Annotated in this window: 28 protein-coding genes and 2 tRNA genes; 15 read left to right on the top strand and 15 right to left on the bottom strand. The window is 59.8% G+C overall.

All coding sequences use genetic code 11. The features are described 5' to 3' along the window. The first annotated feature begins 23 nt into the window (after positions 1-23). Positions 24-995 carry an SDR family oxidoreductase gene (locus ABDK74_RS09195; protein ID WP_346003565.1) on the top strand — a complete coding sequence of 324 codons (972 nt, stop codon included), beginning with the start codon at positions 24-26 and terminating at the stop codon, positions 993-995. A gap of 99 nt (positions 996-1,094) precedes the next feature. Here ABDK74_RS09195 and hemJ read toward each other — a convergent pair whose 3' ends face one another. From hemJ to hemE, 3 genes are read right to left on the bottom strand one after another with little or no spacing between them, the layout of a single operon-like run. Then, positions 1,095-1,541, bottom strand: a complete 447-nt coding sequence (gene hemJ / locus ABDK74_RS09190) for a protoporphyrinogen oxidase HemJ (protein WP_346003564.1) — start codon at positions 1,539-1,541, stop codon at positions 1,095-1,097. Next, a complete protein-coding gene (locus ABDK74_RS09185) occupies positions 1,538-2,242 on the bottom strand; it encodes an HAD family phosphatase (RefSeq protein ID WP_346003563.1) in 705 nt (234 codons plus the stop codon). The genes hemJ and ABDK74_RS09185 overlap by 4 nt, the downstream gene beginning before the upstream one ends. Then, complete coding sequence (gene hemE / locus ABDK74_RS09180; protein ID WP_346003562.1) at positions 2,239-3,312, bottom strand: uroporphyrinogen decarboxylase; 1,074 nt, start codon at positions 3,310-3,312, stop codon at positions 2,239-2,241. Before hemE ends, ABDK74_RS09185 begins: the two co-directional genes overlap by 4 nt. A gap of 353 nt (positions 3,313-3,665) precedes the next feature. Here hemE and ABDK74_RS09175 point away from each other — a divergent pair, with 353 nt between their 5' ends. From ABDK74_RS09175 to galE, 5 genes are all read left to right on the top strand, one after another. Then, positions 3,666-4,277 (top strand): Maf family protein, encoded by a 612-nt coding sequence (locus ABDK74_RS09175; protein WP_346003561.1) that lies wholly within the window; start codon positions 3,666-3,668, stop codon positions 4,275-4,277. 104 nt (positions 4,278-4,381) lie between these two features. Then, positions 4,382-4,457, top strand: a tRNA-Ala gene (locus ABDK74_RS09170). A 57-nt stretch (positions 4,458-4,514) separates the two neighbouring features. Further along, positions 4,515-5,729: an AGE family epimerase/isomerase gene (locus tag ABDK74_RS09165; RefSeq protein WP_346003560.1), complete on the top strand. Its 1,215-nt coding sequence runs from the start codon at positions 4,515-4,517 to the stop codon at positions 5,727-5,729. Positions 5,730-5,840: 111 nt separating this feature from the next. Further along, complete coding sequence (locus ABDK74_RS09160) at positions 5,841-6,278, top strand: DUF2501 domain-containing protein (protein WP_346003559.1); 438 nt, start codon at positions 5,841-5,843, stop codon at positions 6,276-6,278. Positions 6,279-6,361: 83 nt separating this feature from the next. Then, the gene (gene galE, locus ABDK74_RS09155; protein WP_346003558.1) at positions 6,362-7,351 is read left to right on the top strand and encodes a UDP-glucose 4-epimerase GalE; all 990 of its coding nucleotides are present in this window, start codon (positions 6,362-6,364) and stop codon (positions 7,349-7,351) included. Here galE and ABDK74_RS09150 read toward each other — a convergent pair. After that, the gene (locus tag ABDK74_RS09150) at positions 7,348-7,824 is read right to left on the bottom strand and encodes a YbaK/EbsC family protein (protein ID WP_346003557.1); all 477 of its coding nucleotides are present in this window, start codon (positions 7,822-7,824) and stop codon (positions 7,348-7,350) included. The two genes, galE and ABDK74_RS09150, sit on opposite strands and share 4 nt — an antisense overlap. A 106-nt stretch (positions 7,825-7,930) precedes the next feature. Between ABDK74_RS09150 and ABDK74_RS09145 the strand changes: the two genes are divergently transcribed. From ABDK74_RS09145 to ABDK74_RS09130, 4 genes are all read left to right on the top strand, one after another. Then, on the top strand, positions 7,931-8,338 hold the full coding sequence (locus tag ABDK74_RS09145) for a lytic transglycosylase domain-containing protein (protein WP_346003556.1): 408 nt from the start codon (positions 7,931-7,933) through the stop codon (positions 8,336-8,338). Positions 8,339-8,413: 75 nt separating this feature from the next. Next, the gene (locus tag ABDK74_RS09140) at positions 8,414-9,289 is read left to right on the top strand and encodes a metal ABC transporter solute-binding protein, Zn/Mn family (RefSeq protein WP_346003555.1); all 876 of its coding nucleotides are present in this window, start codon (positions 8,414-8,416) and stop codon (positions 9,287-9,289) included. Further along, positions 9,276-9,965, top strand: coding sequence for an ATP-binding cassette domain-containing protein (locus ABDK74_RS09135; protein ID WP_346003554.1), 690 nt, complete (start codon positions 9,276-9,278; stop codon positions 9,963-9,965). The genes ABDK74_RS09140 and ABDK74_RS09135 overlap by 14 nt, the downstream gene beginning before the upstream one ends. Continuing rightward, entirely contained in the window at positions 9,952-10,758 is an 807-nt protein-coding gene (locus ABDK74_RS09130) for a metal ABC transporter permease (protein ID WP_346003553.1), read from the top strand. The genes ABDK74_RS09135 and ABDK74_RS09130 overlap by 14 nt, the downstream gene beginning before the upstream one ends. Here the strand turns inward: ABDK74_RS09130 and ABDK74_RS09125 are convergent. Next, positions 10,745-10,873: a hypothetical protein gene (locus tag ABDK74_RS09125; protein ID WP_346003552.1), complete on the bottom strand. Its 129-nt coding sequence runs from the start codon at positions 10,871-10,873 to the stop codon at positions 10,745-10,747. The two genes, ABDK74_RS09130 and ABDK74_RS09125, sit on opposite strands and share 14 nt — an antisense overlap. A 120-nt stretch (positions 10,874-10,993) precedes the next feature. Between ABDK74_RS09125 and ABDK74_RS09120 the strand changes: the two genes are divergently transcribed. From ABDK74_RS09120 to ABDK74_RS09110, 3 genes are all read left to right on the top strand, one after another. Then, positions 10,994-12,478 (top strand): sugar porter family MFS transporter, encoded by a 1,485-nt coding sequence (locus tag ABDK74_RS09120; protein ID WP_346003551.1) that lies wholly within the window; start codon positions 10,994-10,996, stop codon positions 12,476-12,478. 35 nt (positions 12,479-12,513) lie between these two features. Next, positions 12,514-12,957, top strand: a complete 444-nt coding sequence (locus ABDK74_RS09115) for a hypothetical protein (RefSeq protein ID WP_346003550.1) — start codon at positions 12,514-12,516, stop codon at positions 12,955-12,957. Positions 12,958-13,256: 299 nt separating this feature from the next. Next, the gene (locus ABDK74_RS09110; RefSeq protein WP_346003549.1) at positions 13,257-14,153 is read left to right on the top strand and encodes a GNAT family N-acetyltransferase; all 897 of its coding nucleotides are present in this window, start codon (positions 13,257-13,259) and stop codon (positions 14,151-14,153) included. 145 nt (positions 14,154-14,298) lie between these two features. On the opposite strand, the gene ABDK74_RS09105 is transcribed toward ABDK74_RS09110, so the two are convergent. From ABDK74_RS09105 to rfbB, 5 genes are all read right to left on the bottom strand, one after another. After that, positions 14,299-15,249 carry a glycosyltransferase gene (locus tag ABDK74_RS09105; RefSeq protein WP_346003548.1) on the bottom strand — a complete coding sequence of 317 codons (951 nt, stop codon included), beginning with the start codon at positions 15,247-15,249 and terminating at the stop codon, positions 14,299-14,301. Between the two features lie 111 nt (positions 15,250-15,360). After that, positions 15,361-16,251 carry a dTDP-4-dehydrorhamnose reductase gene (gene rfbD / locus ABDK74_RS09100; protein ID WP_346003547.1) on the bottom strand — a complete coding sequence of 297 codons (891 nt, stop codon included), beginning with the start codon at positions 16,249-16,251 and terminating at the stop codon, positions 15,361-15,363. A gap of 8 nt (positions 16,252-16,259) precedes the next feature. Next, a complete protein-coding gene (gene rfbC, locus ABDK74_RS09095; protein ID WP_346003546.1) occupies positions 16,260-16,823 on the bottom strand; it encodes a dTDP-4-dehydrorhamnose 3,5-epimerase in 564 nt (187 codons plus the stop codon). A gap of 82 nt (positions 16,824-16,905) precedes the next feature. Beyond that, positions 16,906-17,772, bottom strand: coding sequence for a glucose-1-phosphate thymidylyltransferase RfbA (gene rfbA / locus ABDK74_RS09090; protein ID WP_174694242.1), 867 nt, complete (start codon positions 17,770-17,772; stop codon positions 16,906-16,908). A 20-nt stretch (positions 17,773-17,792) separates the two neighbouring features. Beyond that, positions 17,793-18,848 carry a dTDP-glucose 4,6-dehydratase gene (gene rfbB, locus ABDK74_RS09085; RefSeq protein ID WP_194255434.1) on the bottom strand — a complete coding sequence of 352 codons (1,056 nt, stop codon included), beginning with the start codon at positions 18,846-18,848 and terminating at the stop codon, positions 17,793-17,795. Between the two features lie 196 nt (positions 18,849-19,044). Between rfbB and ABDK74_RS09080 the strand changes: the two genes are divergently transcribed. Further along, positions 19,045-21,093 (top strand): hypothetical protein, encoded by a 2,049-nt coding sequence (locus ABDK74_RS09080; RefSeq protein WP_346003545.1) that lies wholly within the window; start codon positions 19,045-19,047, stop codon positions 21,091-21,093. Next, positions 21,090-21,776 (top strand): histidine phosphatase family protein, encoded by a 687-nt coding sequence (locus ABDK74_RS09075; RefSeq protein ID WP_346003544.1) that lies wholly within the window; start codon positions 21,090-21,092, stop codon positions 21,774-21,776. The genes ABDK74_RS09080 and ABDK74_RS09075 overlap by 4 nt, the downstream gene beginning before the upstream one ends. 110 nt (positions 21,777-21,886) lie before the next feature. On the opposite strand, the gene ABDK74_RS09070 is transcribed toward ABDK74_RS09075, so the two are convergent. The 5 genes from ABDK74_RS09070 to mnmG all read right to left on the bottom strand — a co-directional run bounded on the left by ABDK74_RS09070 (position 21,887) and on the right by mnmG (position 26,190). Next, positions 21,887-21,962: transfer RNA gene (locus tag ABDK74_RS09070), tRNA-Lys, on the bottom strand. A gap of 118 nt (positions 21,963-22,080) precedes the next feature. After that, complete coding sequence (locus ABDK74_RS09065) at positions 22,081-22,956, bottom strand: ParB/RepB/Spo0J family partition protein (protein WP_194255431.1); 876 nt, start codon at positions 22,954-22,956, stop codon at positions 22,081-22,083. Between the two features lie 6 nt (positions 22,957-22,962). After that, the gene (locus ABDK74_RS09060) at positions 22,963-23,766 is read right to left on the bottom strand and encodes a ParA family protein (RefSeq protein WP_194255430.1); all 804 of its coding nucleotides are present in this window, start codon (positions 23,764-23,766) and stop codon (positions 22,963-22,965) included. Next, complete coding sequence (rsmG, locus tag ABDK74_RS09055) at positions 23,756-24,337, bottom strand: 16S rRNA (guanine(527)-N(7))-methyltransferase RsmG (RefSeq protein WP_346003543.1); 582 nt, start codon at positions 24,335-24,337, stop codon at positions 23,756-23,758. Before rsmG ends, ABDK74_RS09060 begins: the two co-directional genes overlap by 11 nt. After that, entirely contained in the window at positions 24,334-26,190 is a 1,857-nt protein-coding gene (gene mnmG, locus ABDK74_RS09050; RefSeq protein ID WP_346003542.1) for a tRNA uridine-5-carboxymethylaminomethyl(34) synthesis enzyme MnmG, read from the bottom strand. Before mnmG ends, rsmG begins: the two co-directional genes overlap by 4 nt. Positions 26,191-26,193 lie beyond the last annotated feature (3 nt).

Genomic DNA, 26,193 nt, shown 5'->3' with positions numbered 1-26,193 from the left:
CACAGACTGGAAGGACAGACGTCATGACACAGCCCTCCGCTCCCGAGTGGTCCACAGACTCTCTTGAACGTCTGGACGGAAAAACGGCGCTCATCACCGGATCGACCGGGGGGCTGGGGTTCGAGGTCGCCTGCGGGCTGGCGAAGCAGGGTGCTGCGATCGTGCTGAGCGGTCGCAGTCATGATAAGGGACGAGCGGCGCTGGCACGGCTTCAGGAGCGCGTGCCGTTCGTCAAATCGCGGTTCGAGCTGCTGGATCTGGCGTCGCTGGCCGGGATCGAGGCGTTTGCGTCCGCGATGCGCAGCCGGGGCGAGCCGATCCATCTTCTGGCGAACAATGCCGGGGTCATGGGGCCTGCGACGCGTCTGACGACGAAAGATGGGTTCGAGTTGCAGTTCGGGACCAACCATCTCGGGCATTTCGCTTTGACCGGACGGCTGCTGCCGTTGCTGGCGGCGGGGAATGCGACGGTCATGACGGTGGCGTCCCTGGCGGCGCTGAAGGGCGAAATCCCGTTTGGCGATCTGAATGCGCGGCATTCCTACAATCCGATGGTGCGGTATCGTCAGAGCAAGCTGTCCAACCTACTGTTTGCGCTCGAACTGAACCGCCGGGCAGCAAAAGCGCCCTGGCCCATTCATTCGCGTGCGGCGCATCCGGGCTGGGCGGCGAGTGATATCGTCGCGAATAACGGCAGTCTGGATCAGTCCGCCAACAAAGCCGCACGGTTCATGCGCAGTCTGGCGCGCAGTGTCGCCGGGCCGGTGTTTCATGCGATGGGGCAGACGGTCGAGGAGGGGGCGTGGCCGCTGCTCTATGCTCTTGCCAGTCCGCAGGCGCATGACGGCAGCTATTATGGTCCGCAGGGGCCGGGAGAACGCCGTGGCGTGCCGGGGATCGCGGGGCTGCCGGCTCTGGCGCATGTACCCGAACTGGCCGCGCGTCTGTGGACCGTCTCGGAACAGATGACCGGCGTAAAATACGGCCTGATCTGAAAGTCATAAAAGTTTTTGGTGAAGCTTTTTTCAAAAAGCTTCAAAGACCGTCACCTTTTTGAAAAAAGGCGACACCCAAAAACTTTTATCAGAAATCCCTCAGGGCCGGACGATGATCATGATGACGATGACCATCATCAGGATTGTGGGGACTTCGTTAGCGATCCGGTAGAATTTTTCGGGATGCTGGTTGCGGTCTTCGGCGAAACCACGACGCCATGTTCCGCAGGCTCCATGAAACCCGGCGAGGGCGAGGACGCAGATCAGCTTCGTCCACCACCAGCCCGCATTCCAGTCGATCAGACCGGGGATGGAGGCGAGGGCGCCGCCTGCGAGGAATGTCACGATCATGGCGGGGGTCATGATCTGGCGCAGGAGCTTGCGCTCCATGACCTTGAACCGCTCGCTTTCGGCCGAGCCCGGTACCACCTGACAGTGATAGACATACAAACGCGGGAGATAGAATGTCCCGGCCATCCAGGCGATGAACGCCATGATGTGCAGGGACAGTATCCAGCTCTGATACGTCGCGAGAAAGTCGGTCATGCGGGTTTCTGGCTTTCTAGCGTCCGGCGCAGCAGCGGTACCAACTCGTCCAGATGGGCGATGCGGACCGAGCCTTCGACGGGCCAGAAAGGCGGTGCAGACATGTCTTCAGGGCGAAGAAGCACACAGGCCATTCCGGCCTTCCAAGCGGCTTCTGCTCCAGTATCGCTGTCTTCGATGACGACACAGCTTTCTGGCAGAATGCCCTCTGCTTTTGCCGCGTACAGATAGACGTCCGGATCGGGTTTAGGGCAGCCCATATCATTGGCGGAATGGACGCGTTTTTCGGGGAAATACTGCGATATTCCGGTTTTTTCGAACTTGATTTCCATCTCACGGACGGAAGAATTCGAACCGACGCGAACCGGCAGTCCCAAAGACCGCACGCCTGCCAGCATTTCAGGCGCGCCGCCTACGGGTTCTGCGATTTTCTGCATCATCTGTACGAGATTTTCGCGCAGAGTGACTGCCGTTTCTGGCGGGAGTGGATGACCGATTTCGTGTTCGATTTCGGTCACGATCTGCGGCAGAGCCATGCCTGCAAAACGCTCATGCGCCTCTTCGTCGGAGATGGACATGCCCTTGGATCGGGCGAATTCCGCCGTGGCCCGGCAGGACGGGCCTTCACTGTCCACGAGAACGCCGTCACAGTCGAAAATGACCAGCTTCAGCTGGCCTGCTGGATCCAGGGCGGTTGTCATACAGACCGTACCGCCTCGACGAGGGCCGCCACGTTTTCAGGGGGCGTATGCTGCATGACGCCGTGTCCGAGATTGAAAACATGGGGTTTTCCGCGCATTGCGTCGCGGATGGCCTGGGCTTCGCGGATCATTGCCTCACCGCCGGAGAACAGGATCATCGGGTCCATGTTGCCCTGAAGGGTGAGGCCCGGAACGTCTTTGGACAGCAGTTCGGAAATCTGGGCGGGGTCGGCGACCGTGTCGAGCGCCAGCGTGTTGATGCCGGTTTTCTGCGCGTATTCACGGACCATGATGCCGCCGAGACGCGGGAAGCCGATGAGCGGGGTGTTGGGGTGACGGGCGCGAATGTACGCGACGATCTGGCGCGTCGGTTCGATCACATAGCGGCGGAATGCCGAAGGCGGCAGGATTCCGGCCCAGGAATCGAACAGCATCACGGCTTCCGCGCCCGCTTCGATCTGGCCGCAGAGCATCTCGGCTGTACTCGAGGTCAGGGTGTCGATCAGGCGATCAAACAGGGCCGGGTTGGTCTGCATCATGCGGCGGGTTTCGGCGAAATCCCGCGATCCACCGCCCTCGACCATGTAGCAGGCGACCGTGAACGGGCTGCCTGCGAAGCCCAGAAGTGTCGTGACGTCGGGAAGCTCTTTTGCGAGGCGGGACAAGGTCTCGCGCACGGGTGCGACGGCGTCCTGTACGCGCTTGGGATCAAGCCGGGCGAGGTCGGCTTCTGAACGGATGGCGCTGAGGACCGGGCCACGGCCGTCGATGAAGTCCAGGGACTGACCCATGGCCCAGGGCAGGATCAGGATGTCGGAAAACAGGATCGCGCCGTCCATGCCGTAGCGGCGGATGGGCTGTATCGTCAGTTCGGTGGCCATGTTCGGGGTCATGCACCGGGTCAGGAAGTCGGCCTTGTCGCGCATGGCGCGGAATTCGGGGAGATAGCGGCCTGCCTGACGCATGAGCCAGACCGGAGGCGGCCAGATGGCTTCACCACGGAGGGCCCGCAGAAGGGGCTTCGAAAGCGGTTTCGACGAGGGTGAGGAAGGTGCGTTTTCCGAAATCATGCCGCCCACTAATCATAAAAGAAAAAAGAAAGAAATGCTGGAGGTTAAGATGATCCCTGTGGATACCGGGGTACCCGGCTTTCTGAAAATGTACCCCGTCTTGTTCACACTGTGTACAACTCTGGAAGCCGCAGTCTGCAAGGGAGTCGTTGATTCTATCCCGAATTGCCCACAGAGAGGCTGTGTACAACCCCCAGTTATGGCTGGTGTACCGTACAATCCACGGTACTCGGTACTCTTTTCGGGAGGGCAGGTACTATCCCCATGTACCCCAGTACTGACGCAATGCCTTCACAGGGTTTTTTGCAGTACTCGCCCTCGTTCTTACAGTCGATAGTACGGAGTCGTACATTATGATGTCTTTCAGTACTTCCCTGATTCTTGCCAGCGGCTCATCAGCCCGGCGGATGCTTCTCGAAAACGCGGGTCTTACGGTGCAGGCCAGACCGATCGATCTTGATGAGGAGGTGTTGCGGCAATCCTGCGAGGCGCAGGGGCAGACGCTTTCGGAAACGGCGATTGCTCTGGCGGATGCGAAAGCGAACCTTGCGACACGGGAGGCGGGGTTTGAGGACCTGACGGTTGCGGCGGACCAGATTCTTGATCTGGACGGGGTGGCGTTTGCCAAGCCGGGTTCTGTGGCGGAGGCGGGGGAGCATCTGCGTCGGCTGCGGGGGCGGACGCATGTTCTGCGCACGGCGGTCGTTCTTTATAAGGGGGGCGAGAAAATCTGGGAGCATCTGGCATCGCCGCGTCTGACGATGCGGGAGTTTTCGGAGGCGTTTCTTGAGGCCTATCTGGATCGGGAAGGAGCGGCGATCCTGTCCTGTGTGGGGGCGTATCGGCTGGAGGGCCCCGGAATACAGCTTTTTTCGGCTGTTGAAGGGGCGCAGGACGCTGTGCTGGGGCTGCCGGTGCTTCCATTATTGGAGGAACTGCGGAGGCTGAAGGCGCTTGGTGCTTGAAAAACTGCTGTCAAAATCTGTTTTTCAGGCTTGTCAGGGCGAAATCATGACGATATACCGCCCTCATCCGGCTCCGTCCCAAAGGGGCCGCAGATGAAACATGTGGGGCCATAGCTCAGTTGGGAGAGCGCCTGAATGGCATTCAGGAGGTCGTCGGTTCGATCCCGATTGGCTCCACCAGTTTCCTTCCCTCTTAAAAATCTGAAATTTCTGGTCCGGTTCTGCCACGGTTGATCTGTGTCTGTTGACGCGGACGTTCAGCTCTCATACGGCAGTCGGATGCAGACCGGAACGCCTTACGCCTCTTTGCCGACCCTCATGGATGCTGACCAGCGGTCGCTCTGGGGCGGCTGGCTGACGCGGACGGTGCTGCCGTTCTGGAGCGATGCCGGGTTTGATCGCACAAAGCGCCTCTATCATGAGCGTCTGACGTTTTCCGGTGAGCCTCTGGTTCTGGAGGCGTCGCGGCTGATGGTGCAGGCGCGGCAGATTTCGACATTCTGTCGGGCGGCGCTGGACGGGCTGCATGAGGCGTCCGGGCAGGCGCTGGTCTGTCTGGAAGAGGTCGAGCGGCTTTATCGTCATAGGGACGGACAGGCGGGGTGGATCTTTTCCGTCGCACCGGACGGAACCCCGGTCGGGACGAAGCGGGATCTGTATGCGCATGCCTTCATTCTGTTTGCTTATGGCTGGGCGTATCGCCTGAGCGGCAATCCGGATTTTCTGGCGGTGGCGCGGCAGACGGTGCTGGAGTTGCATCAGATTTTCCGGGCGGAGCATGGTGGGTTTCTGGACGAGGTGCCGCTGACGGGGGCGGTGCGGCATCAGAATCCGCATATGCATCTGCTTGAGGCGTTTCTGGTGCTGTTCGAGGTTTCGGGGGACAGCTTTTATCTGGACGAGGCGCGGTCTCTGGTGAGGCTGGCGTTGGGGAAGCTCATCCAGCCCGGATCAGGGGCGCTCCTTGAAGATTTCATGACAGACTGGCGTCCGACGGCCCCCGCGGGGAGTAATCGTGTGGAGCCGGGGCATCTTTTCGAATGGTCCTGGCTGCTGCGCGATTATTTGCGTCTCGATCCGGGAGCGTCCGATGCCGAGGCGATTGGCCGGGCGGCGGAAGGGCTGTTTGCGTTCGGAATGGCGCATGGCGTAGCGCGTGTCGGGGAAGGCGCCGTCGTGCGGGATGCCGTGACGGATGGGGGGCAGACCGTTGAAAATGCAACACGGATCTGGCCGCAGACCGAGCTTTGCCGTCTGCTGGTGTGTCGCAATGAGAGACCGGATATTCTGCGGGGGCTGACGGAGCATTTCTTTGGAACGTTCAGTTCCGACCAGAAAAGCGCTTTGTGGGTGGACCGTTTCGACGCCTTCGGAAACGCGACAGTCTCGGACGTGCCGGCCAGTTCGCTCTATCATATTTATGGTGCGGCGCGGGAATTCTGCGGACGTTAGACGGGTGAACCCGTTGCAATCCTATGTTAGCGTCACTTCCGGTAAACATGTCGGCAGCGACGATGACTTCTGACAGGTGCTGCCCTGAGCGTCTTCTGAAGGAGAAATAGGATGCGTTACTTAAACGGTCTCTTCGCAGGTCTGGTGGCCACTGCTCTGGTTGCGTCTTCAGCCCAGGCCCAGTCCATTCCGGGTGTTGGCAATGCGGGTAATGCCATGAGCGGCATGTCAGGCATGAGTGGTATGACGGGAGGCAGTGGCCTCATGAGCAGTGTGCTGCCGAACGTGTCTTCCGCCAGCACGGGGAATATCGCGGGTGTTCTGAGCTATTGTGTGCAGAATAACTATCTGAGCGGCAGCAGCGCCACATCGGCCCTGAGCAGCCTGACGGGCAAGCAGGACGTGACGTCCTCCAGCGATTATGCCGCCGGGCAGCAGGGGCAGCTTCTGACGGGGGGCAGCAATCCGCTGTCGCTGTCGAGCCTCAAGGGGCAGATGAAGCAGAAGCTGTGCAGCATGATCCTTAACCGCGCCCAGAATCTTCTCTGATCTGTTCTGCTCTTATTTGATCCGGCCCGTCATGGATCATCTGTGACGGGCCGGGTATTTCCGGAAAAAGGACTGCTGGATCAGTGAAGTATCTCGTTACGGGTGGGGCCGGGTTTGTCGGAAGTCATCTGGCACAGGCTCTGGTGGATGCCGGACATGAGGTTGTCGTTCTCGACAATCTGAGCACGGGCCATCGGGCGGCCGTGCCGCAGGGCGCGCAGTTTATTCATGTCGATCTGGCGGATGCGGCGACGACGGACCGGGCGGTGGCTTCGGGGCAGTGGGATGCGGTTCTGCATTTCGCGGCGCTGTCGCTTGTGGGCGAAAGCATGAGCCAGCCTTTCCTCTATCTGCGCCGGAACTACATTACGGCTCTGAACCTGATCGAGGCCTGCACGCGGCATGGTGTGAAGCGTTTCGTGTTCTCCTCAACGGCGGCTTTGTTTGGTGGCGATGATCGTCCGCCGCTGATTTCGGCGGATGCGCCGGTCGATCCGGGATCGCCTTATGGCGAGAGTAAGTATCTGATCGAGCGTGCGCTGGTCTGGGCGGACCGGATCTGCGGCATGAAGAGCGCGTGCCTGCGTTATTTCAATGCGGCGGGTGCGGATGCGCAGGGGCGTCTGGGTGAGGATCATCGGCCGGAGACGCACCTCATTCCGCTGACGATCGACGCGGCGCTGGGTCGTCGGGCCGGGCTGAAGCTGTTCGGGAATGATTATCCGACGCGCGATGGCACCTGTGTGCGCGATTATATTCATGTGACGGATCTGGCCGACGCGCATATCCGCGCCATGGGGCAGCTCGATGACCGGTCTGTGACGTATAATCTGGGCAATGGTCTGGGCTTTACCAATCTGGAAGTCGTCCAGAGTGTCGAGCGTGTCAGTGGCCGGAAAGTGCCTTGGGAATGGGCGCCGCGGCGTGGGGGAGATCCGGCAGTTCTGGTGGCGGATTCTTCGCAGATCCGCAAGGAAACGGGCTGGGACCCGAAGTTCAGCCAGCTTGATGATATCGTCGAGACGGCCCTGCGCTGGCGGGTGGACCATCCGGACGGATATGGCGCTGCTTAAAGGGGTTTGACCAGATCGGCCACGAGGCCACCGGTGGCGATCAGGGCATCCTGCGGGGATAACTCGATCAGGAGGCCTTGGCTTCCGCCGTTGATGACGACGGGCGGGCCGTCCATGCCTGACTGTTCGAAAGCTGTGGGGGCGGTGCTCCGTTGTCCGAAGGGGCTGACGCCGCCGATGCGGTAGCCGGTGCGCTGTTCGGCATCGGGGCGGGAGAGCATCTTGGCTTTCCGGCCCCCGAAGGCCTGTGCCACGCGGGCGAAATCCAGTTCCCGGTCCGCGGGCAGCACCACGCAGGCAGGGCGTCCGTCGATCTGCACCATCAGGGTCTTGAGGACGTGATCCGGTGACAGGCCCAGTGCTGCGGCGGCGGCCACGCCGAGTTTTCCTGCTGAGGGGTCATAGTCATAGACATGGCGTTCATAGGAAATGCCCAGCGCATCCAGTGTCAGGGTCGCGGATGTGTCCTGCACGTGTTCTCCTGTCCTTTGCGGTCATCACGAGGTGTTCAGGATGGCAGGCAGGCGCGTCCGATGCTAGGGTCGAGAGCATGATTCACCCTGTGTTGCGTTCATAATCATGGCTGGTGGTCTGCTAGCCTGTATGCTGGCTTCGGCTTTGCATTACCATTTGCCGCCGCGCATTCTGCCTTCAATCCAGCGGGTTGAGGGCGGAACGATGGGGCATGTCAGTAGTAATACGGACGGTTCGGTTGATATCGGCCTCATGCAGATCAATTCGCGCTGGATTTTGCCGATTGCGTCCATGACGCATCAGCCGGTGTCGCAGGTTGCGGCAAGACTGGCGCTGGAGCCGTGTTTCAATATTGCGGCGGCGGCGATGATCCTGCGCAGGGCGCTGAATGACGAGCACGGCAATCTGATGAAGGCGATCGGGGATTACCATTCCCGGACCCTGCCGCTCAATCTGGATTACCAGCGCAAGGTTGTGGCCGCGGCGGCAGCACTTTATCTGCGTCAGGGATAAGACGGTCCGGTGAGGATGGTCAGGCCGTAAATGTTACTTTATAACACCTGAGCCTTGACCCCTGCCCTGAGGACCATGATGCGTTTTTTTCCAGCTTTGTTGCTGGCTGCACTGATTTCAGGATCTGTAGCCGTCGCTCAGGCCGAGCCGTCGCCCGCTCCCGTGCGTGTGGTGTGCGTTGAAGCAGCCTGGTGCGATGTGGCGGCGCAGATCGGGGGGGCGGATGTGCAGACGCAGGCCCTTCTGGCGACGCCGGGGATTGATCCGCATGATCTGACGCCCTCGCCTTCCATGGCGCGCGCCATGGCAGGGGCGACCATCGCGATCGTGAATGGGGCGACCTACGACGACTGGGCGCTTCCTTTTACGGCTGCCGTGCCGGAGCGGATCGTGGTGGCGTCCTTTGCGGGGTGGCGGCCCGGCGATAATCCGCATCTTTTTCTCGATCCGGCTGTGGTGGGGAAGGTCGCGCAGGTCTTTGCGGACAGGCTGTCGCATCAGCCGGGGATTTCCGCACCGGCCGTGGCGGAGCGGTTGGCGGCGTTCCGCAAGCAACTGGACGGCGTGACGGATCGTCTGGCGGCGATGAAGGCCCGTCATGAAGCTGTGCCCGTGGCGGCGGTGGAGCCGGTTGGGGAAATGCTGCTGCGGGATGCGGGGCTGGCTGTTCTGGATGAGAATTTTGCGCTGTCGATCATGAACCATGCGGAGCCGTCGCCGCGTGATGTAGCGCAGGTTGATATGTTGATTGAAGGTCGCAAGGTGCGGATGCTGATTACCAATCCGGCCATTCATTCGCCGCAGATCGACCGGCTGGTGGATCGGGCGCAGGCTGTGGGCTTGCCGGTCGTGGCGATTGGGGAGACTTTGCCACCGGGTCAGTCTTGGCAGGGCTGGGTTCATGGCATTCTTCAGACGGTGGAGCAGGCGCTGGGTGATGGCGGAAAATAAACGGGTCTGCTGTCAGCCGGAGCGTGGGTTGGTTTTGCGGGATGTGACGCTCACGGCGGGATCGACCTGTGTGTTGCGGGAGACGTCTCTGACGGTGCCGCTTTCGGGCATCACGCTTTTGTCGGGGCGGAACGGGGCGGGGAAGTCCACTCTGCTGCGGGCCATGCTGGGTCTGATCCCGATTCAGGCTGGCGAAATTCTCACGCATGGTTTGCTGCCGGCGCAGGCCCGGCAGCATATCGGTTACATGCCGCAGAGTGTGACGGATGCGGCGTTGCTGCTTCCGGCGGTCAGTCATGTGCGGGCGGCGGTGGACGGGGTGCGCTGGGGGCTGCCGCTGCGTCTGCGGTCTCGGCGCGAAGAGGCGGACCGGCTTCTGGCGCTGACGGGGGCTTCGGCGTTTGCGCATCGTCCGCTGGGGCTGCTGTCTGGTGGGGAGCGTCAGCGGATCGGGCTGGCGCAGGCTCTGGCAGGGACTCCGGATCTGCTGCTGCTGGATGAGCCGCTGGCGGCGCTCGATCAGGCGGGGCAGGAGCGGACGGTGCGTCTGTTGCGGGATCTGACGGAGCGCCTGGGGATCGGGATTGTGCTGACGTCTCATGAAACCGAGGCCCTGTCCGGGGCCGTGACGCGAGTTGTGCAGCTTGAGGACGGGGGGCTGCATGTTCGAGTTTGATTTCATGCGCCATGCCTTTGTGGGCGCGGCGGTTGTTTCTGTTCTGGCGGGGACGGTGGGCTGGTTCCTGATGCTGCGGCGTCAGGCGTTTGCGGCCCATGCGCTGTCGCATATCGGGTTCAGCGGGGCGGCCGGAGCGGTCTGGCTTGGCTTCCCGCCGCTTTCGGGGATGGTGGTGTTCAGTCTGATGGCGGGGTTCGTTATCGGGGCTGAGCGCGAAGGGGAGCGCGGTGTTCCCGCCCAGCGGGACAGCACGATCGGCCTTGTGCTGGCGGCCAGTCTGGGGCTTGGGGCGTGGTTCCTGCATATGAGCAACCGGGGCTCCAGCCTTGCGACTACGCTACTGTTTGGGGATGTTCTGGGCATTGATGTGCCGACGCTGGAGGCGCTGTGTGGGGTCGCCGTGCTGTGTCTTGGACTGCTGGCGTTTCTGGGGCGCAGGCTGCTGTTTGCCAGTCTGGCGCCGGAAGTGGCGCGGGCGCGGGGTGTTGCGGCGCGGTTAGTCTCTGTGGTGTTCATGGCCGTGGCGGCGCTGGCTTGTGCGGCCTGTGCGGAAGTGGCCGGGGCGCTTCTGGCGTTCAGCCTGATGATCGGGCCTGCCGCGACAGCGCTGAAGCTCGGGCTTGGACCGTTGGCAGGGATTGCCGTTTCGGTCGGGCTTGCGCTGGGATTATCGTGGGGTGGGCTGATGCTGTCCTGGGTGACGGATGCGCCGGTTCCGTTCTGGATCGGGCTTGGTGCTGCCCTGTCTTATGCGCTGGCCGATCTGTGGCGGCGGTTCAGAAGTCCGTAGCGCTCGTCAGCTTGAAATGCACTAGAGCGATGAATGCAGCCAGCACCAAATGCATGATGATCAGCGCTTTCGTACTGATAACGGGAACATCGTTGGTTGTATCAGGTGTCTGCATGGCGCGTATCCTGACGATATTGGGGGGGAATAGTCAATCCTGAACGTATTTCTGATGTATTTTGTGGCTGTTTTCTGCCGAACCTGAAAAACCAATCGTTTCGTGGTATGTTATCCCCCTATGGAAAACGATACGAAAACAGTCCGAACCGGACGGGAGCATATTGATCCCGCGTCCATCGAAGTTTCTCCCAATGCCAAGCTGATGCTGATTCTGGCCGCTGTGGTCGCTGCGATTTGCGGCGGTCTGTATGGCTATGACACCGGCATCATCTCGGGCACGTTGCCTCTGATCGGGGATGATTTCCATCTGAATGCCACCATGAAGGAATGGGTTGCGTCCGCGATCCTTCTTGGGGCGATATTCGGAGCCTTCGGCGCGGGTAGCCTGTCGGAGAAATTCGGCCGACGGAACACCACCTGCATGGTGAGTGGTCTGTTCGTGGCGGGGGCGACGGCCTGTTCGCTGGCGCCGGATGTCTGGAGCCTGATTGCGGCGCGTTTCGTGCTGGGGCTGGCGGTTGGTGGTTCGACGCAGGTCGTGCCGATGTATATTTCCGAATTGGCGCCGCAGGAACGTCGCGGCACGCTGGTGACGCTGTTTAATGTGGCGATCGGTCTGGGCATTCTGATTGCCAACATCATCGGCTTTACCCAGCGTGTGGCCTGGGGCTGGCGCCCGATGGTGGGTATTGCGGCCATTCCGGCGGCGATCGTGTTCGTTTCCATGTTCTTCATGCCCAAGAGCCCACGCTGGGCGGCTGAGAATGAAGGTATGAAGAGTGCCATCATCCAGCTTGGGCGCATCCGTACGACCAAGCGGGCCATTCGTCGGGAAGTTCAGACCATCCGTGAAAATGCGGAAGGAATCGAGCCGAAGAACCGGGGCTGGCGCGGTCTGTTTCAGCCTTGGGTGCGGCCTGCACTTGTGGCGGCGCTCGGCGTTGCGTTCTTTACGCAGTGCGGCGGGCTGGAGATGATGATCTACTATACCCCGACCTTCCTGAACGATGCGGGTTTCGGCACGTCCTCCGCCCTTCTGGCGTCGCTGGGTGTGGCGGTAATTTACTGCATCATGACGTTTCTGGGCTGCATGTTTGTGGATCGGATTGGTCGTCGTCGCCTGATGCTCATCATGGGGCCGGGGGCTGCGCTGTCGCTGGTCGGGCTTGGTGTGATGTTCCTGAGCCATCCGGCTCCGGGCAGCACGGGGGCCTATCTGATCGTGGTGTTCCTGCTGCTGTTCATGATGTTCAATTCCGGCGGGATTCAGGTGTGTGGCTGGCTGCTGGGGGCGGAGATGTTCCCGCTGTCGATGCGCGGACAGGCAACGTCGCTTCATGCTGCGACGCTGTGGGGGGCTGATCTGCTGGTGACCAGTACGGCGCTGAGCATGGCGGAAGCCATCGGGCTGAGCTGGACGATGTGGTTTTATGCTTTCGTCAATCTGGCGTCCGTGATCTTCGTGTTCTTCTTTGTGCCGGAAACGGCGGGTGCGTCTCTGGAAGACATTGAAGAGGCGCTGGTTGAAAAGCGCTTCCGTCCCACGCGCGGAAATACGCGGATCGTGGAACGTGAGGACGAGGACGTCGAAGCCGCTGCATGATACGCTTTCCCCTTCACGCAGAAGGGGAACCAACCATGACGGATGTTATTGCACAGAGGGTTGCTGCCGCACGATGTGGCAGCAACCCTTCTGTTATCGGGCGGATGAAATCGGGCTGGCTGGTGATCGGAGAAACGCAGCCTTTGCCGGGATATTGTCAGCTCCTGGCCGACCCGGTTGTGCCGACGATCAATGACCTGCACGGCGAGGCACGGGCACAGTATCTGGCCGATATGGCGGCGGTCGGGGATGCGCTGCTGGCGGTAACCAATGCGGTGCGAATCAATTACGAGACATGGTGCAATCTGGCGCCGTCCCTGCATACCCATATCGTGCCGCGCTATGCGTCCGAAGATCCCGAAAAAGCCACACGCCCGGCGGGGACGGTCTATGATTACGATGCGGCACGACCGTTCAGCTTGGAGCAGGACGGCCCATTTATGGAAATCATCCGTCAGTATTTGAAGTTAAAGGTCTGAGATTAATAAAATAGAAATTACATCGGCGGGCAAATGAACGGACAGGGCAGTTTGCAGCCATCTTCTCAAAATTCACTCTGGAAAATTTCTCATCGGAGAGAAATGAAAATATAGCCGATGTATCCAATTTTCTGGTTAGGAGATGTATCTTTATCGATCTGAAAAATATTGAATAGATGGCACAGGTATTATAATAACTTATTTTTAACGGCAAATATAAAAATTATCATACTATTCTTTGGTTAGAGTTTTGTGCCAATATCTAGAGACGAGGAAGAATGCATTTCGGGAACAGGACAATGAAAAAGAACAGTATTTTTATGGAGGAGTGGTGGCTTGATTGTGTAACGGAAGGAAAAATAGAGTTTATAAATTATACTCATAGCAATAAATTGAATATAAACCTTCCAATATATAAAATAAAAAATCTGGGCATGACAAGTATTTCGATGCCTCCATATACAAGAACTTTCTCCCCACAGTTCGATATTCCAGAATCAAAGCCCTTTAAAAAAGGACAGAACATACGACGTCTGGTGGAAGGGTTGGTTCAAAATATACCGAACTACAGTAATTTTAGATTATCATTTGATCCTCACGATGAAACTCTTTTCGCATTTGAACTGGAAGGATTTAACATATCCAATCAATCTACATTCCAGTATGATTTTAATGTTGATTTAGAAGATGCGTGGAATAATCTCGATCAAAAAACTCGAAATTTAATTCGAACTACTGATAAATTGTTGGAAATTCGAATTGAGAGTTCAATAGAGTCCTTCATTTATTTATCAAAAAAACAAAGAAATGAAGAGAGTACACATAATTATAAATTATTGGAAGAAATTTGTAGGCAATGTCTGCTTAGAGATCAATTGGTGACGGTTGTTGCGTATAAAGGACATATCCCGGTTGCGGCATCAATTGTAATATGGGGAGAAAATATTATGTATTTCTGGCAATCAGCAAGAGATACGAGTTTTTCTTATGCAGGAGCAAATTCATTATTGCTGTGGGAATGTATGAAATTGGCTTCTTCAATGGGGAAAATTTTGGACTTTGATTGCTATGGAAGTGTTTCAAGCGCTAAATTTTTGGCTGGATTTGGCCTTTGTCCCATATCTAGGCCTGTAATTTACAAGTACACCCCTTGTTATGGAATAATGAAAGAAATAAGAAGATTATTTCCTGGATAGAATTAAAAATAAAATATTTCATATGTGAATTATAATTATTGTGTTTGATTGTCAGTATTTATTATTCAATATTCCTGTCATTTTGGAATCGGGCCGCATGCCCTTCAAGCGAAGATACTTGCTATTAAATTTCGGAAATAGACATCTAACGTGAGAACAGGAACCAGAGCCGGAAAACTATAGTTTCGGAGAAGCGCTGTCGTCGGAGGGACGAGTATCTGAAAAGGATACGGAGCCGGGCGGAGAATGTCCGGGCAGCGGCGATGGTCTTCAGCAGACGCAGGGCTGGGGGCGACAGGTTTTCCGGCTGGTTTAGAAGATGTGTCACGTTGGAGTGGAAGATTGTCATGAACGCCCGTGGGCCACGGCGGCAGGCTGCCCAGGCGCGTCGGATGAACGAGCCTGTGGCGCCAACCGTATTGTGGGCGTGTTGCCGATAATAGCTGACGCAGCGGTTGTCGAATAGGACTTCTCCGCCGGCTGCCGTTGTCAGGAGATAGGCCCACCAGTCATGCAGGATTGATGGCGGTGGTGGGTTGTTCCGCAACAGGGTGTGTGTTGCCGCATTGAGCAGAACCGTATGGCCGGTTGCGATGTTCTGCGTCAGGGAGGCCGGGAAATCGGGTTTGCGCCGCAGGGTTGAAGATTTCTGGAAAATGACGAGGTTCGCATTCGTCAGATACTGTCGGGCGCAATACAGAAGCGGTATTTCGCCCGAGTATCGGCGGGCGGCCTCTTCTGCGGTATCCACGGCCCATTCGAGCTTCTGCGGTTCCCAGATATCATCCTGATCGGCGAAAGCGATATACGGCGTGACTGGGACCGTATCGAGCAGATGGGCGTAGGAGCCCGCGACGCCGAGACGTTCATGACGGCTGGTGATCTCGATGCATCTTCCCTGTCCGGGGCCTTCGGCAAAGGCCTGCATCCGGTTTCTCGAAGAGTCAGTGGAAGCGTCATCTCGCCAGTATAGTGTCCAGTCCGGGTGGGTCTGGGCCAAGATGCTCGCAAGCTGCGCATCCAGATAGACTTCTCCATTATACAGTGACAGGAGAATGGCGACCTGACGGGTAGGTTCGGTCCTTTTCTGTGTCATGTTTCGGCACCCGGGCTTAAGGCCGAAAGATGGAGAAAGGGAATCATTCAAACGCAACGCCAAGGAGAGAGACAGTCGGTTGCCCTCCCGCCGGGAGAGGGCAACAGCCGGTCAGGCTTCAGAAAACAGCTTGTGAACAGTACGCGTCACGCTGTGGCGCCAGTCTGGCATCTTTACGCCGAAAACGCGATGGAGCTTTGAATTGTCCATTCGGGAGTCCTGGGGACGTTTGGCAGGAGTGGGCCAGTCCTTGGTGCGGATGGCGTTGACCTGCGGCATGGTCTGACCATGTTTCGCGGCTTCTTCCAGAGCGGCGACGGCGAGGCCGTGCCACGTGGTTTCGCCGGTGCCGCTGGCGTGGAAAATGCCTCGATATTGCGGCTTCCAGCCATCGCGTTCGATCAGGGTGATGATGGCGAGAATGGCTTCTGCCAGATCGTCCGAACTGGTCGGGTTGCCGCTCTGGTCTCCCACGACCTTGAGCACGGGGTTTTTGGCGCCCGCATTGATCATGGTGCGCACGAAGTTTTTGCCATGGGCGGAATAGACCCATGACGTGCGCAGGATGATGCTCTTGATGTTGGCACTCAGGACAGCCTGTTCGCCTTCGGCCTTGGTACTGCCATAGACAGTCTCGGGAGAGGTGGCGTCGTCTTCAGTGTAGGGCGTGCCCTTGTCACCGGAGAAGACATAGTCCGTTGAGACATGAATGAACGGGATATCTGCTTTGGCGCAGGCCGCGGCAAGCGCTGCCGGGCCGGAATTGTTTGCGCGTTCGGCTCCGTCCTTTTCCGTTTCGGCCAGATCGACGGCCGTCCAGGCTGCCGCGTTCACGACGACCGACGGCTTGTATTTTTCAACGACTGCCGCGATCGTTTCCGGATGGTCGAAATCGAATTCCGGCCGCCCAACCCGGATGATGCGCTCCTCTCCAAGATTCTGGAGGGAGGTTGCAAGCTGACCGTTGCCGCCCGTGACAAGAATGGGACCTGTGCCTGACATGGGCATGCTCACTTTTCGTACTGGAACCAGTCTTTGGATTCCGAGAAATGGGGTGCGACCAGATCCTTCTCGGACAGGACGGCATCAGCTCCGGAAACGGGCCAGTCGATCTTCAGTTCCGGGCAGTTCCAGATAACCGCGCGTTCGGAGACCTTGCTGTAGAGCGCGGTGCATTTGTACTGGACTTCGGTATTTTCTTCGAGCGTGACGAAGCCGTGCAGGAAGCCGGGCGGAACCCAGAGCTGCGACCAGTTTTCAGCAGACAGTTCAGCACCGACCCATTTGCCATAGGTTGGCGAGCCTGTGCGGGCGTCGACAGCCACGTCCCAGATCGCACCGCGCGTGACGCGCACCAGCTTGCCCTGTGCGTGGGGAGCCAGCTGGCAGTGCAGGCCGCGGACGACGCCTTTCTGGCGTGACAGGCTCTGATTGTCCTGAACGAAGGGCAGGGCGATGCCGGCATCGTTCATGCGATCCACATTATATGTTTCGGAGAAGAAGCCGCGATTGTCACCAAAACGGGGAGGCGTAACGAGAATGACCTCTGGAATGGAAAGACGTTCGACCTTCATGCTGAAATCCTGCCGTAAAAATTTCTTATGAAAAAATGGTTCCGGCTGCGTATTTCAGCAGACCGGAACCGTAGAAACAAAATCAGCTGTCAGCCAGTTCCAGAAGCAGGCGGCCGAGTTCGGTTTTGCCCATCTTCTTTGCATGATCACGAAGCTGGTCGGCGTTGATGAACTTGTTGCGGAAGGCAACTTCGGCAGGAGAGCCGACCAGCATACCCTGACGGGACTGGATGGTCTGTACGAAGGTTCCGGCCTGCATCAGGCTGTCGGGCATACCGGCATCGAGCCATGCGCAGCCGCGACCCAGACGGTCCACCTGAAGGGTGCCTTCTTCGAGATACATGCGGTTGAGGTCGGTGATTTCCAGTTCGCCACGCGGGCTTGGCTTCACCTTCTTGGCGAAATCTACGACGCGGTGATCGTAGAAATACAGGCCCGTGATGGCCCAGTGGGATTCGGGGTGGGTCGGCTTTTCCTCGACCTTGAGAGCGATGCCGCTCTCGTCGAAGGAGACCACGCCGTAACGCTCCGGATCGCGGACCTGATAGGCGAAGACGGTGGCACCTTCGGGGCGGTTGGAGGCCGCACGCAGCAGGACGCCGAGATGTTCGGAGAAAATCAGGTTGTCGCCCAGCGCGAGCGCGCAGGGTGAACCCTGAATCCAGTCTTCGGCGATCAGGAACGCCTGTGCCAGACCGTCTGGCGTGGGCTGGACGCGGTATTCGAAGGTGACGCCGAACTGTGAACCATCGCCCAGCAGGCGCTGGAACTGCGGCATGTCATGCGGCGTGGTGATGATCATGATGTCCCGGATTCCCGCCAGCATCAGCGTGGAAAGGGGATAGTAGATCATCGGCTTGTCATAGACCGGCAGCAACTGCTTGGAGGATGCCATCGTCATCGGATACAGGCGTGTGCCCGAACCGCCGGCGAGGATGATGCCCTTCATGGGTTTGGTCTCGATGGTGCTCATTTGCTGGCTCCCAGTCTCTGGCCTGTATAGCGCTTGGAGCGGATTCCTTCCCACCAGGCGCGGTTGTCGAGATACCACTGAACCGTCTTGCGGATGCCGCTTTCGAAATCGTGCGTCGCTTTCCAGTCGAGTTCCTTCTCGGCGTGGGACGGATCGATCTCGTAGCGGAAATCATGGCCGGGGCGGTCGGTGACGAAGCGGATCAGACGCTCGCGCGGGCCAGCCGGATCGGGCTGAAGCTCATCGAGGACGGCGCAGATCTTCTTGACGACTTCAAGATTGGTGCGGGGCTGGCGGGCACCGATGGCATAGGTTTCGCCCGGTTTGCCGGTTTCGACCGCCTTGACCAAAGCTTCGGCGTGGTCTTCGACGAACAGCCAGTCGCGGACGTTTTCGCCCTTGCCATAAACCGGAAGATCGCGGCCTTCGATCGCATTGATCGTGACCAGCGGGATCAGTTTTTCCGGGAAATGCCAGATGCCGTAATTATTGGTGGTGTTGGTCACGAAGGTTGGCAGGCCGTAGGTGTGGAACCAGGCGCGGACCAGATGGTCGGACGATGCCTTGGAGGCCGAGTACGGGCTGCGGGGATCGTAGGGTGTGGTTTCCGTGAACGGGGGATCGTTCGGCTCCAGATGGCCGAAGACTTCGTCTGTGGAAATATGGTGGAAGCGGAAGGCCTTCTTTTCGGCGTCTCCCAGCGTGTTCCAGTATTTGCGGGCGGCTTCGAGCAGGGAATAGGTTCCGACGACGTTCGTCTGGATGAAAATCCCGGGGCCGTCGATGGAGCGGTCCACATGGCTTTCGGCCGCGAGATGCATCACGGCGTCGGGGCGGTATTCCTCGAACAGGCGCTGCATTTCCACGCCGTTCACAATATTTGCACGGGCGTGGGAGTAGCGGGGATCGTCTGCGACTTCGCTGACGGTGTCTTCCGAGGCTGCATAAGTCATGCAGTCAACATTCAGGACCGAGTGGTCCGTGTTCCGGATCAGATGGCGTATAACGGCCGATCCTATGAAGCCGCAACCGCCTGTCAGCAAAATCCGCATTTGAACCTCTTGGTTAAAATCAGGGTCTGAACCCCTGCAGAGTAATTTTATCTTACAGTGTTGTTGGAACAGCGCAAATAACGCTGCGACATTCTCTGTAACATCATATGTATGATTTTGAAGACGGCTTTCGCCTCTCGCGCTGGCAGGGCTGATGGTCTAATCCCACTGTCGTGCGGAGGCAGGAGAGGCAGGCATGCTGGCTGATACTTTGACACGCTCCCTGACGGATGTTCTGGAGCGGCCCGATCTGCGGGTGATTGCGGACGGACTGGTTCCGATCCTGGACGTGTCACTGCCGCTTCCGTTCCGGATTGAGGGAGAACTGGTGCCGGGGCAGCCTTTCTGCCTGTCCACGGCGACGCTCAAGCTGGGTGGATTATGTCTTGAAGCGCCGCGTCTTGCGCCGACCTTCCTGCGCCATGCCATTGAACTCATGCGGTTGCTGGAGCCCGGCGCCAATCCGTTTCTGGCCAGTTTTGCGGCAGCGCGTGTGGCGGCGCTGTTTCATGCGCTCGATACGGGGGATGTCGCGCCGCTTCCGTCCTGGCTTGCGGTTTTCAGCGACGGTGTGCCGGAAGTGTCTTCCCTGTTGCAGAGCTGGGAGACACTGAGTGCGTTTCTGCCAGATCTGCCGCCTTTTACGCAGCCTGAGGCCGAGCGTCTGCAAGGGGTTCTGACCCGGTTGTGGCACGTTCTGGCACCGGCCGAGAGCCTGATGAGCGGCGGCGGGGATTCCCGGCTGGCTGTTGATCCGCATACCGGGCTGAACCGTTATTCCAGCTCCCATCGTCCCCGTCCCTGGGCGATCACTTTCGGGTCATCGACGGCGTCTTCGTTGTCTGCGCGTGGTTTTGGTGGGGCAGAATCCGCCCGACGCGCCATGATGAGTGCGCTGCTCGCCAAGCAGGACCCGGATGTGGTGCAAGAAGGTGTTGTGCGCCGGGCCCGTGCATTGATTGGTGCGCACTATGGTCTGTCAGAAGATGCGGTTCTGCTGTCCGCATCCGGGACGGATTGCGAACTGGCGGTTCTGGCGCTTGTGGCGGCCGGAACGGAGCGCCCGGTCACGTCTATTCTTCTGGCGCCCGATGAAACGGGTAGTGGCGTGCCGCTGGCGGCCTGTGGACGGCATTTCGCGACGGACAGTGCCTGCTCCACGCTGGTGGGCAAGGGCGAGGTAATTGAAGGATTTTCGCCGGAAACGCGGCTGATTGGTGTCGATATCCGTGCGGCTGATGGCACGGCGCGGCCCGTTGCGGAGATCAACGCGCAATGTGCGGCCCTTGTGCGACGCGAAGCGGCTGAGGGGCGTCATGTGCTGCTGCATCGGTTGGATCAGTCCAAGACCGGGCTTGCGGCACCTGACATGGATCTTGTCTGGGAATTGTGTACCGAGCTGGGCGATCAGCTCAGCGTCGTTATCGATGTCTGTCAGGCGCGGTTGAGTCCGTCGCGGGTGGCGGACTGGGTGGAGCGGGGGATCATCGTCATGGTGACCGGCTCCAAGTTCTTTACTGGCCCGCCTTTCTGCGGGGCCATTCTTCTCCCTCCCGAAATTCGTAATCGTCTGCCGTCCCTGTCGCTTCCGAAGGGATTGCGGGCCTATGGCAACCGCGATGAGTGGCCGGAAGGTGCGGATGTTTCGGCGCTCAATGACGGTCACAATATCGGGTTGGCCCTGCGCTGGTATGCGGCGCTGGCCGAAATGGATGCGCTGTTTGCACTGCCCGATCCGGTTATTCGCGGTCGCCTGACCCGGTTCATGACGGAGGCCGTTGCTATGGTGCGCGCCCGTCCTGTGCTGACCATGCTGCCCATGGGCACACCTTTCGATGACGGGCGTTGGGATGCGGTTCCGACCATCCTGTCGTTTTTGGTGCAGGACCCACATGCTCCCAGCGAGCCTCTTGCGCTGGAAGATGCGCGACGGCTGCATCGCTGGCTGAATGCGGATCTGTCGCCCTGGGTGGCAGACGGGGAGGGCAGTCTGCTCTGTGTGCTCGGGCAGCCCGTGCCGGTGCCGCATCCGATGCTGGAGGGGCCAGCGGGTGCGCTGCGTTTGTGTGCGGGCGCGCGGCTGGTTTCGGGAGAGCCGTCGCATGAAGGGCTGGACGAAGAGCGCCGGTTGCAGCGTGAATGTACGGATGCGCGCCGGGTGCTTGGAAAACTGGAACTGATCCTGAAGCACTGGGATGTTCTGCTGGACGCGAACCCCGTCCCCCGTTACGCCCCATTAGCATGACCCAGACAGATAAAGCGGTCCCGCACGGGCATTTTCTTGATACGCCGGAACTGCCGAAGGGCGTCACCCGGTTCTGGCTGATCCGCCATGCGGTCGTGGAAGCCAGTGCGCGCAAGACGATGTATGGGGCGCTTGACGTGCCGCTGTGCCGGGAAGCGATGGCGAGCCAGCAGGGTGGTTATGCCACGCTGGCGCGGCGTCTGCCGACCGAGGCATTGTGGTATAGTTCGCCGCTCCAGCGCGCGCGTGACACTGCAAGCGAGATCCGTAAGGCAGGGGCGTTTTCGCAGGATGTGACGATTGACGGCCGTTTCATCGAGCAGTCGATCGGGGAATGGCATGGAACGCCGCACACGGAGTTCATGTCTCTGCTGCGTCTGCCGCCCAATCCGTTCTGGTCCATTTCCGCGTGTGAACTGCCGCCGGGCGGGGAGAGCATGCTGGATGTCTGTGCGCGTGTGGCGCATGGGCTTGACGATCTGGCGAATGCCCATGAAGGCGAAGACATGGTTGTCGTCAGTCATGGGGGGGCCATCCGCGCGGCGCTGGCGCATGCGCTGGGCGTTCACCCCGATACGGCCCTGCGGTTTTCGATCCAGAACCTGTCCATCACCATCCTGGAGCGTATTGACTGCCTGTGGCGTGTCGTGACGGTCAACGAACTGCCGGATTTCCGGGGTTGAGTTTGCGGGGCAGTCTCTGGATTTCAGGGACTGTCCAGACACGCGAAAAGACCCGGAGCGGGCTTTAGCAGATCAAGATAGAATTTTTGGAAAATAACCGGAGACGGGCATGGTGGGCACACAAGGGCTCGAACCTTGGACCCGCTGATTAAGAGTCAGCTGCTCTACCAACTGAGCTATGTGCCCATGGCCCGTCTACCGGTGGAGCGGCTTATAGCGGGATTTTGCGGGAAGCTGCAAGAGGTTTTTCTTCTTTTCTTCGCGTCTGGTCTGAAAAAGAAGAAAAACCTTGTTTTTCAGGGCCTTATTTACGGTTGAGGAGGCGCATGACGCTTTCGAACTGCTCCAGGGACGTATAGTCGATCTTCAGGGAGCCGCCCTTTTTGCCATTATAGGAAATATGGACTTTCAGGCCGAGGCGGGAAGAGAGGTCGTTTTCGATCTGGAGGATTTCCGCGTCCCGCGCCTTTTTGGCCGGGGTGGTGGTCTCTTTGCCGCTGGTGAGGGCTTCCGTCTGGCGGACGTTCAGGCCGCGAGCGATGACGAGCTTGGCGGCAGCGACCGGATCGGGATGGGTGAGCAGGGCGCGGGCGTGACCGGCTGTGAGGTCGCCGTTGCGGACATACGCGCGGACTTCCGGCGGCAGGTTCAGCAGGCGCATGGTGTTGGTGATGTGCGGGCGGGACTTGCCGACGGCACCGGCCAGTTCTTCCTGCGTCAGGGTATAGTCCATGACGAGGCGTTGCAGGCCTTCGGCTTCTTCGATCGGGTTGAGATCCGCACGCTGGAGGTTCTCGACCAAGGCAGCGGCCATCGCGTCCGTGTCGTCCAGTTCGCGGATATGGACGGGAACGCTGTGCAGGCCTGCGAGCTGTGAGGCGCGCCAGCGGCGTTCACCGGCGATGATCTGGTAATGACCCGGTTTTTCCGGATCGGGGCGGACGAGCAGGGGTTGCAGCACGCCGCGTGAGCGGATGGAGTCGGCCAGTTCGGACAGGCGCTCGGGGTTCATGTCCTGTCGCGGCTGGAAGGGGCTTGGGGCCAGAACATCCACGGGCAGGGACGAATGCTGCTGCGGCTGGGCGTTTGCGCGTGTGGCGCGGGCCAGTTGCGGCGCCTGATCGCCCAGAAGGGCTGCGAGGCCGCGACCAAGACGCGGAGAACTGTCCTTTTTGGCCATCGCCGGTTACGCCTTTGTCTTGTTCTTGTTGCGTTTGATCAGCTCGTCCGCCAGTGCCAGATAGGCGATGGCGCCTGTGGAGCGGGCGTCGTAATCCAGCACCGGAGAGCCATGGCTCTGGGCTTCGGAAATGCGGATGTTGCGCGGAATGATCGTCTCGAACACCTGATCGCCAAAGAAGCCGCGCGCATCCTGCGCCACGAGTTCGGACAGGTTGTTGCGCCGGTCGTACATCGTCAGGATGATGCCTTCGAGATGCAGGTCGGCGTTGAAGGCGCGGCGGACGCGGTCGATGGTGCGGACGAGCTGGCTGATGCCTTCGAGCGCAAAGAACTCGCATTGTAGCGGCACGATCACGCTGTCGGACGCCACCAGTGCGTTGAGCGTCAGCAGGCCGAGGCTTGGCGGGCAGTCGATCAGGATCGTGTCGTAATCGCCTTGCAGGGCATGCAGGGCGTCGCGCAGGCGGTATTCGCGGCGTTCATCCCCGATCATTTCAAGTTCTGCGCCAGCCAGTTCGTTGTTGGCCGTGATGATCGAGAGATTCTCGAACGCGGTCGGCTGGGGCAGGGCGTGGGGTTCGGCTTCCACCATCAGCGCGGCGTAAGTGCCGGTGTTGCGCTGGTCATAATCGATGCCCAGACCGGTGGAGGCGTTACCCTGCGGGTCCAGATCCACGAGCAGGACGCGTTGCCCCTGACGGGCCAGACCTGCGGCCAGATTGATGGTGGTGGTGGTCTTGCCGACGCCTCCCTTCTGGTTGGTGACGGCAATGATTCGGGTGGTGGGGGATTCGGTTTTAGACGACACGCTTGAAATCACTGACCTTGATGATGGCTCCGCCGGGGTCGGTGCGGCTGGGAACAATGGTGTGGCTCATGTGCCAGTCGGCGCTTGCCTCGGTCAACTCGACCTGTGCCTTCTGACCTTTCAGAAACAGGCAGAACCCGTCTTCTTTCAGCAATGGCCGCGCCCAGTCCAGGAGCCTGTTGAGGGGGGCCAGCGCCCGGGCCGTGATGATGTCGGCCGGAAGGGGGCTGGCGGCTTCGATACGCTTGGCGATGACTGTGACCTTCGTGTCGCAGATGCGTCCGGCTTCCCGCAGGAAGGCGCATTTGCGCTGGTCCGATTCGATCAGCGTGACCGGATTGCCTGTGGCGATGGCCAGAATGATGCCCGGAAAACCGCCGCCCGATCCCAGATCGGTAATGGTGGCACCTTCGGGGATCAGCTCGGCGAGCTGGAGGCTGTCCTCGATATGGCGGGGCCAGAGCTGGGCGATGTCCCGCGGACTGACGAGATTGATTTTTGCGTTCCACTGCACGAGCAGGTCGGCGAAGCGCTCCAGCCTTTCGTGTGTTTCACGTGAAACGGTGGTCATGACAGGGTCCTTACATGGGCCAGCAGGGCGACCAACGCGGCAGGTGTGACCCCGCGCACGCGCTGTGCTGCGGCGAAACTGGTCGGGCGGGCCTGGGAAAAACGCTCGCGCATTTCGCTGCTCAGGCCGCCGATGGCAGTGTAATCCAGATCGGCCGGAAGGGCGATGGCACTTTCCGATGCGAGCTGTCGAATTTCACGATCCTGTCGGTGAAGATAGCCGCCATAGCGGGCTTCCGTCTCGACATGACGACGCACACGCAGAGGAAGTTCGGCGAACCACGGGGCCAGAGCGTTCAAGATCGTGTGGTCGCCATTGCTGGCGAGGACGTCCAGAACCGTGCGCCGGCGACCGTCCAGAGAGACTTCGAAACCGACGTCGCGGAGGGCCTGCGGCAGGAAGGTTGTTCCGGCGGCGCGGGCCACGGCGGCGTCGAGTTCGGCTTTCTGAGCGGTGAAAGCGGCTTCGCGTTCGGAGAGGACGCAGCCTGCGGCGATGCCTTTGGGCGTCAGGCGCAGGTCAGCGTTGTCGGCGCGCAGGGTGAGGCGATACTCGGCGCGGGACGTGAACATGCGATAGGGTTCGCTGATGCCGTGCAGCGTCAGGTCGTCGATCATGACACCGAGATAGGCGTCACTGCGATCCAGCGTGAGGGCCTCGTTTCCAGCTGTGGCGCGGGCGGCGTTCAGGCCTGCGAGGAGGCCCTGCGCGCCGGCTTCTTCATAACCGGTCGTGCCATTGATCTGTCCGGCCAGATACAGGCCCGGCAGGCGGCGCAGTTGCAGGGAGGGCAGAAGCTCGCGTGGGTCCACGTAATCATATTCGACGGCATAGCCAGCCGTGACGATGCGGGCGTTTTCCAGACCCGGCATGGTGGCGATCATCGCGGCCTGCACATCGGCGGGCAGGCTGGTGCTGATGCCGTTGGGGTAGACCAGATCGCCGCCCGGATTGCCGGGCAGGGCTTCGGGTTCGAGAAAGACCTGATGCGAGGTACGGTCGGCGAAGCGGACGACCTTGTCCTCGATGGATGGGCAGTAGCGTGGGCCGCGTCCGGCGATGGCCCCGCCATACATGGCCGAACGGTGCAGGTTCTCGTTGATGATCCTGTGGGTTTCGGCGGTGGTCTGGGTGATGCGGCAGACGACCTGCGGGTTGGTGATGGCCGTCGTCATGGGGCTGAAGGCCTCGGGCTCGGCATCGCCCGGATCGGCCGGGAGGTTTTCCCAATCGATGCTGTCCTTGGCCAGACGCGGCGGTGTGCCGGTCTTGAGGCGGCCCATCTGGAAGCCGAGCGCATAGAGCCGTTCGCCCAGACGCTTTGCCGGAGCTTCGCCGATGCGTCCGGCGTCTGTCTGGGTGTGGCCGACATGGATGACGCCGCGCAGGAAGGTTCCGGCGGTCAGCACGACGGCACCGCAACGGAACTCGCGGCCGTCTTCGCAGATGACGCCGGTGATGCGGCCGTTCTCTTCGATCAGGTCTCCGGCAGCGCCTTCGCGGATCGTCAGGTTGGGGGTTGCGGCCAGAAGATCCTGAATGGCGGCGCGATAGAGCGAGCGGTCGGCCTGGGCGCGGGGGCCGTGAACGGCTGGGCCCTTGGAGCGGTTGAGCAGTTTGAAGTGGATGCCTGCGCGGTCTGCGGCTTTGCCCATCAGGCCGTCGAGCGCGTCGATTTCGCGCACGAGGTGGCCCTTGCCGATCCCGCCGATGGCCGGGTTGCAGGACATGGCGCCGATCGTTTCAAGCCGATGGGTGAGCAGCAGGGTGCGCGCGCCGAAACGGGCCGCTGCCGCTGCAGCTTCACATCCGGCATGACCGCCGCCGATCACGATGACGTCGAAATCGCTCACAAC

Source organism: Gluconobacter sp. OJB (genome assembly GCF_039638275.1).
GTDB lineage: Bacteria > Pseudomonadota > Alphaproteobacteria > Acetobacterales > Acetobacteraceae > Gluconobacter > Gluconobacter cerevisiae.
This window is presented reverse-complemented; position numbering and strand designations above follow the sequence as displayed.

Excerpts from the sequence above, each read along its gene's own strand:
- ABDK74_RS09195 (WP_346003565.1), top strand. The coding sequence starts at position 24 with ATGACACAGCCCTCCGCTCCCGAGTGGTCCACAGACTCTCTTGAACGT.
- hemJ (WP_346003564.1), bottom strand. The coding sequence starts at position 1,541 with ATGACCGACTTTCTCGCGACGTATCAGAGCTGGATACTGTCCCTGCAC.
- ABDK74_RS09185 (WP_346003563.1), bottom strand. The coding sequence starts at position 2,242 with ATGACAACCGCCCTGGATCCAGCAGGCCAGCTGAAGCTGGTCATTTTC.
- hemE (WP_346003562.1), bottom strand. The coding sequence starts at position 3,312 with ATGATTTCGGAAAACGCACCTTCCTCACCCTCGTCGAAACCGCTTTCG.
- ABDK74_RS09175 (WP_346003561.1), top strand. The coding sequence starts at position 3,666 with ATGATGTCTTTCAGTACTTCCCTGATTCTTGCCAGCGGCTCATCAGCC.
- ABDK74_RS09160 (WP_346003559.1), top strand. The coding sequence starts at position 5,841 with ATGCGTTACTTAAACGGTCTCTTCGCAGGTCTGGTGGCCACTGCTCTG.
- ABDK74_RS09145 (WP_346003556.1), top strand. The coding sequence starts at position 7,931 with ATGGCTGGTGGTCTGCTAGCCTGTATGCTGGCTTCGGCTTTGCATTAC.
- ABDK74_RS09140 (WP_346003555.1), top strand. The coding sequence starts at position 8,414 with ATGATGCGTTTTTTTCCAGCTTTGTTGCTGGCTGCACTGATTTCAGGA.
- ABDK74_RS09135 (WP_346003554.1), top strand. The coding sequence starts at position 9,276 with ATGGCGGAAAATAAACGGGTCTGCTGTCAGCCGGAGCGTGGGTTGGTT.
- ABDK74_RS09130 (WP_346003553.1), top strand. The coding sequence starts at position 9,952 with ATGTTCGAGTTTGATTTCATGCGCCATGCCTTTGTGGGCGCGGCGGTT.
- ABDK74_RS09125 (WP_346003552.1), bottom strand. The coding sequence starts at position 10,873 with ATGCAGACACCTGATACAACCAACGATGTTCCCGTTATCAGTACGAAA.
- ABDK74_RS09120 (WP_346003551.1), top strand. The coding sequence starts at position 10,994 with ATGGAAAACGATACGAAAACAGTCCGAACCGGACGGGAGCATATTGAT.
- ABDK74_RS09115 (WP_346003550.1), top strand. The coding sequence starts at position 12,514 with ATGACGGATGTTATTGCACAGAGGGTTGCTGCCGCACGATGTGGCAGC.
- ABDK74_RS09110 (WP_346003549.1), top strand. The coding sequence starts at position 13,257 with ATGAAAAAGAACAGTATTTTTATGGAGGAGTGGTGGCTTGATTGTGTA.
- ABDK74_RS09105 (WP_346003548.1), bottom strand. The coding sequence starts at position 15,249 with ATGACACAGAAAAGGACCGAACCTACCCGTCAGGTCGCCATTCTCCTG.
- rfbD (WP_346003547.1), bottom strand. The coding sequence starts at position 16,251 with ATGTCAGGCACAGGTCCCATTCTTGTCACGGGCGGCAACGGTCAGCTT.
- rfbC (WP_346003546.1), bottom strand. The coding sequence starts at position 16,823 with ATGAAGGTCGAACGTCTTTCCATTCCAGAGGTCATTCTCGTTACGCCT.
- rfbA (WP_174694242.1), bottom strand. The coding sequence starts at position 17,772 with ATGAAGGGCATCATCCTCGCCGGCGGTTCGGGCACACGCCTGTATCCG.
- rfbB (WP_194255434.1), bottom strand. The coding sequence starts at position 18,848 with ATGCGGATTTTGCTGACAGGCGGTTGCGGCTTCATAGGATCGGCCGTT.
- ABDK74_RS09080 (WP_346003545.1), top strand. The coding sequence starts at position 19,045 with ATGCTGGCTGATACTTTGACACGCTCCCTGACGGATGTTCTGGAGCGG.
- ABDK74_RS09075 (WP_346003544.1), top strand. The coding sequence starts at position 21,090 with ATGACCCAGACAGATAAAGCGGTCCCGCACGGGCATTTTCTTGATACG.
- ABDK74_RS09065 (WP_194255431.1), bottom strand. The coding sequence starts at position 22,956 with ATGGCCAAAAAGGACAGTTCTCCGCGTCTTGGTCGCGGCCTCGCAGCC.
- rsmG (WP_346003543.1), bottom strand. The coding sequence starts at position 24,337 with ATGACCACCGTTTCACGTGAAACACACGAAAGGCTGGAGCGCTTCGCC.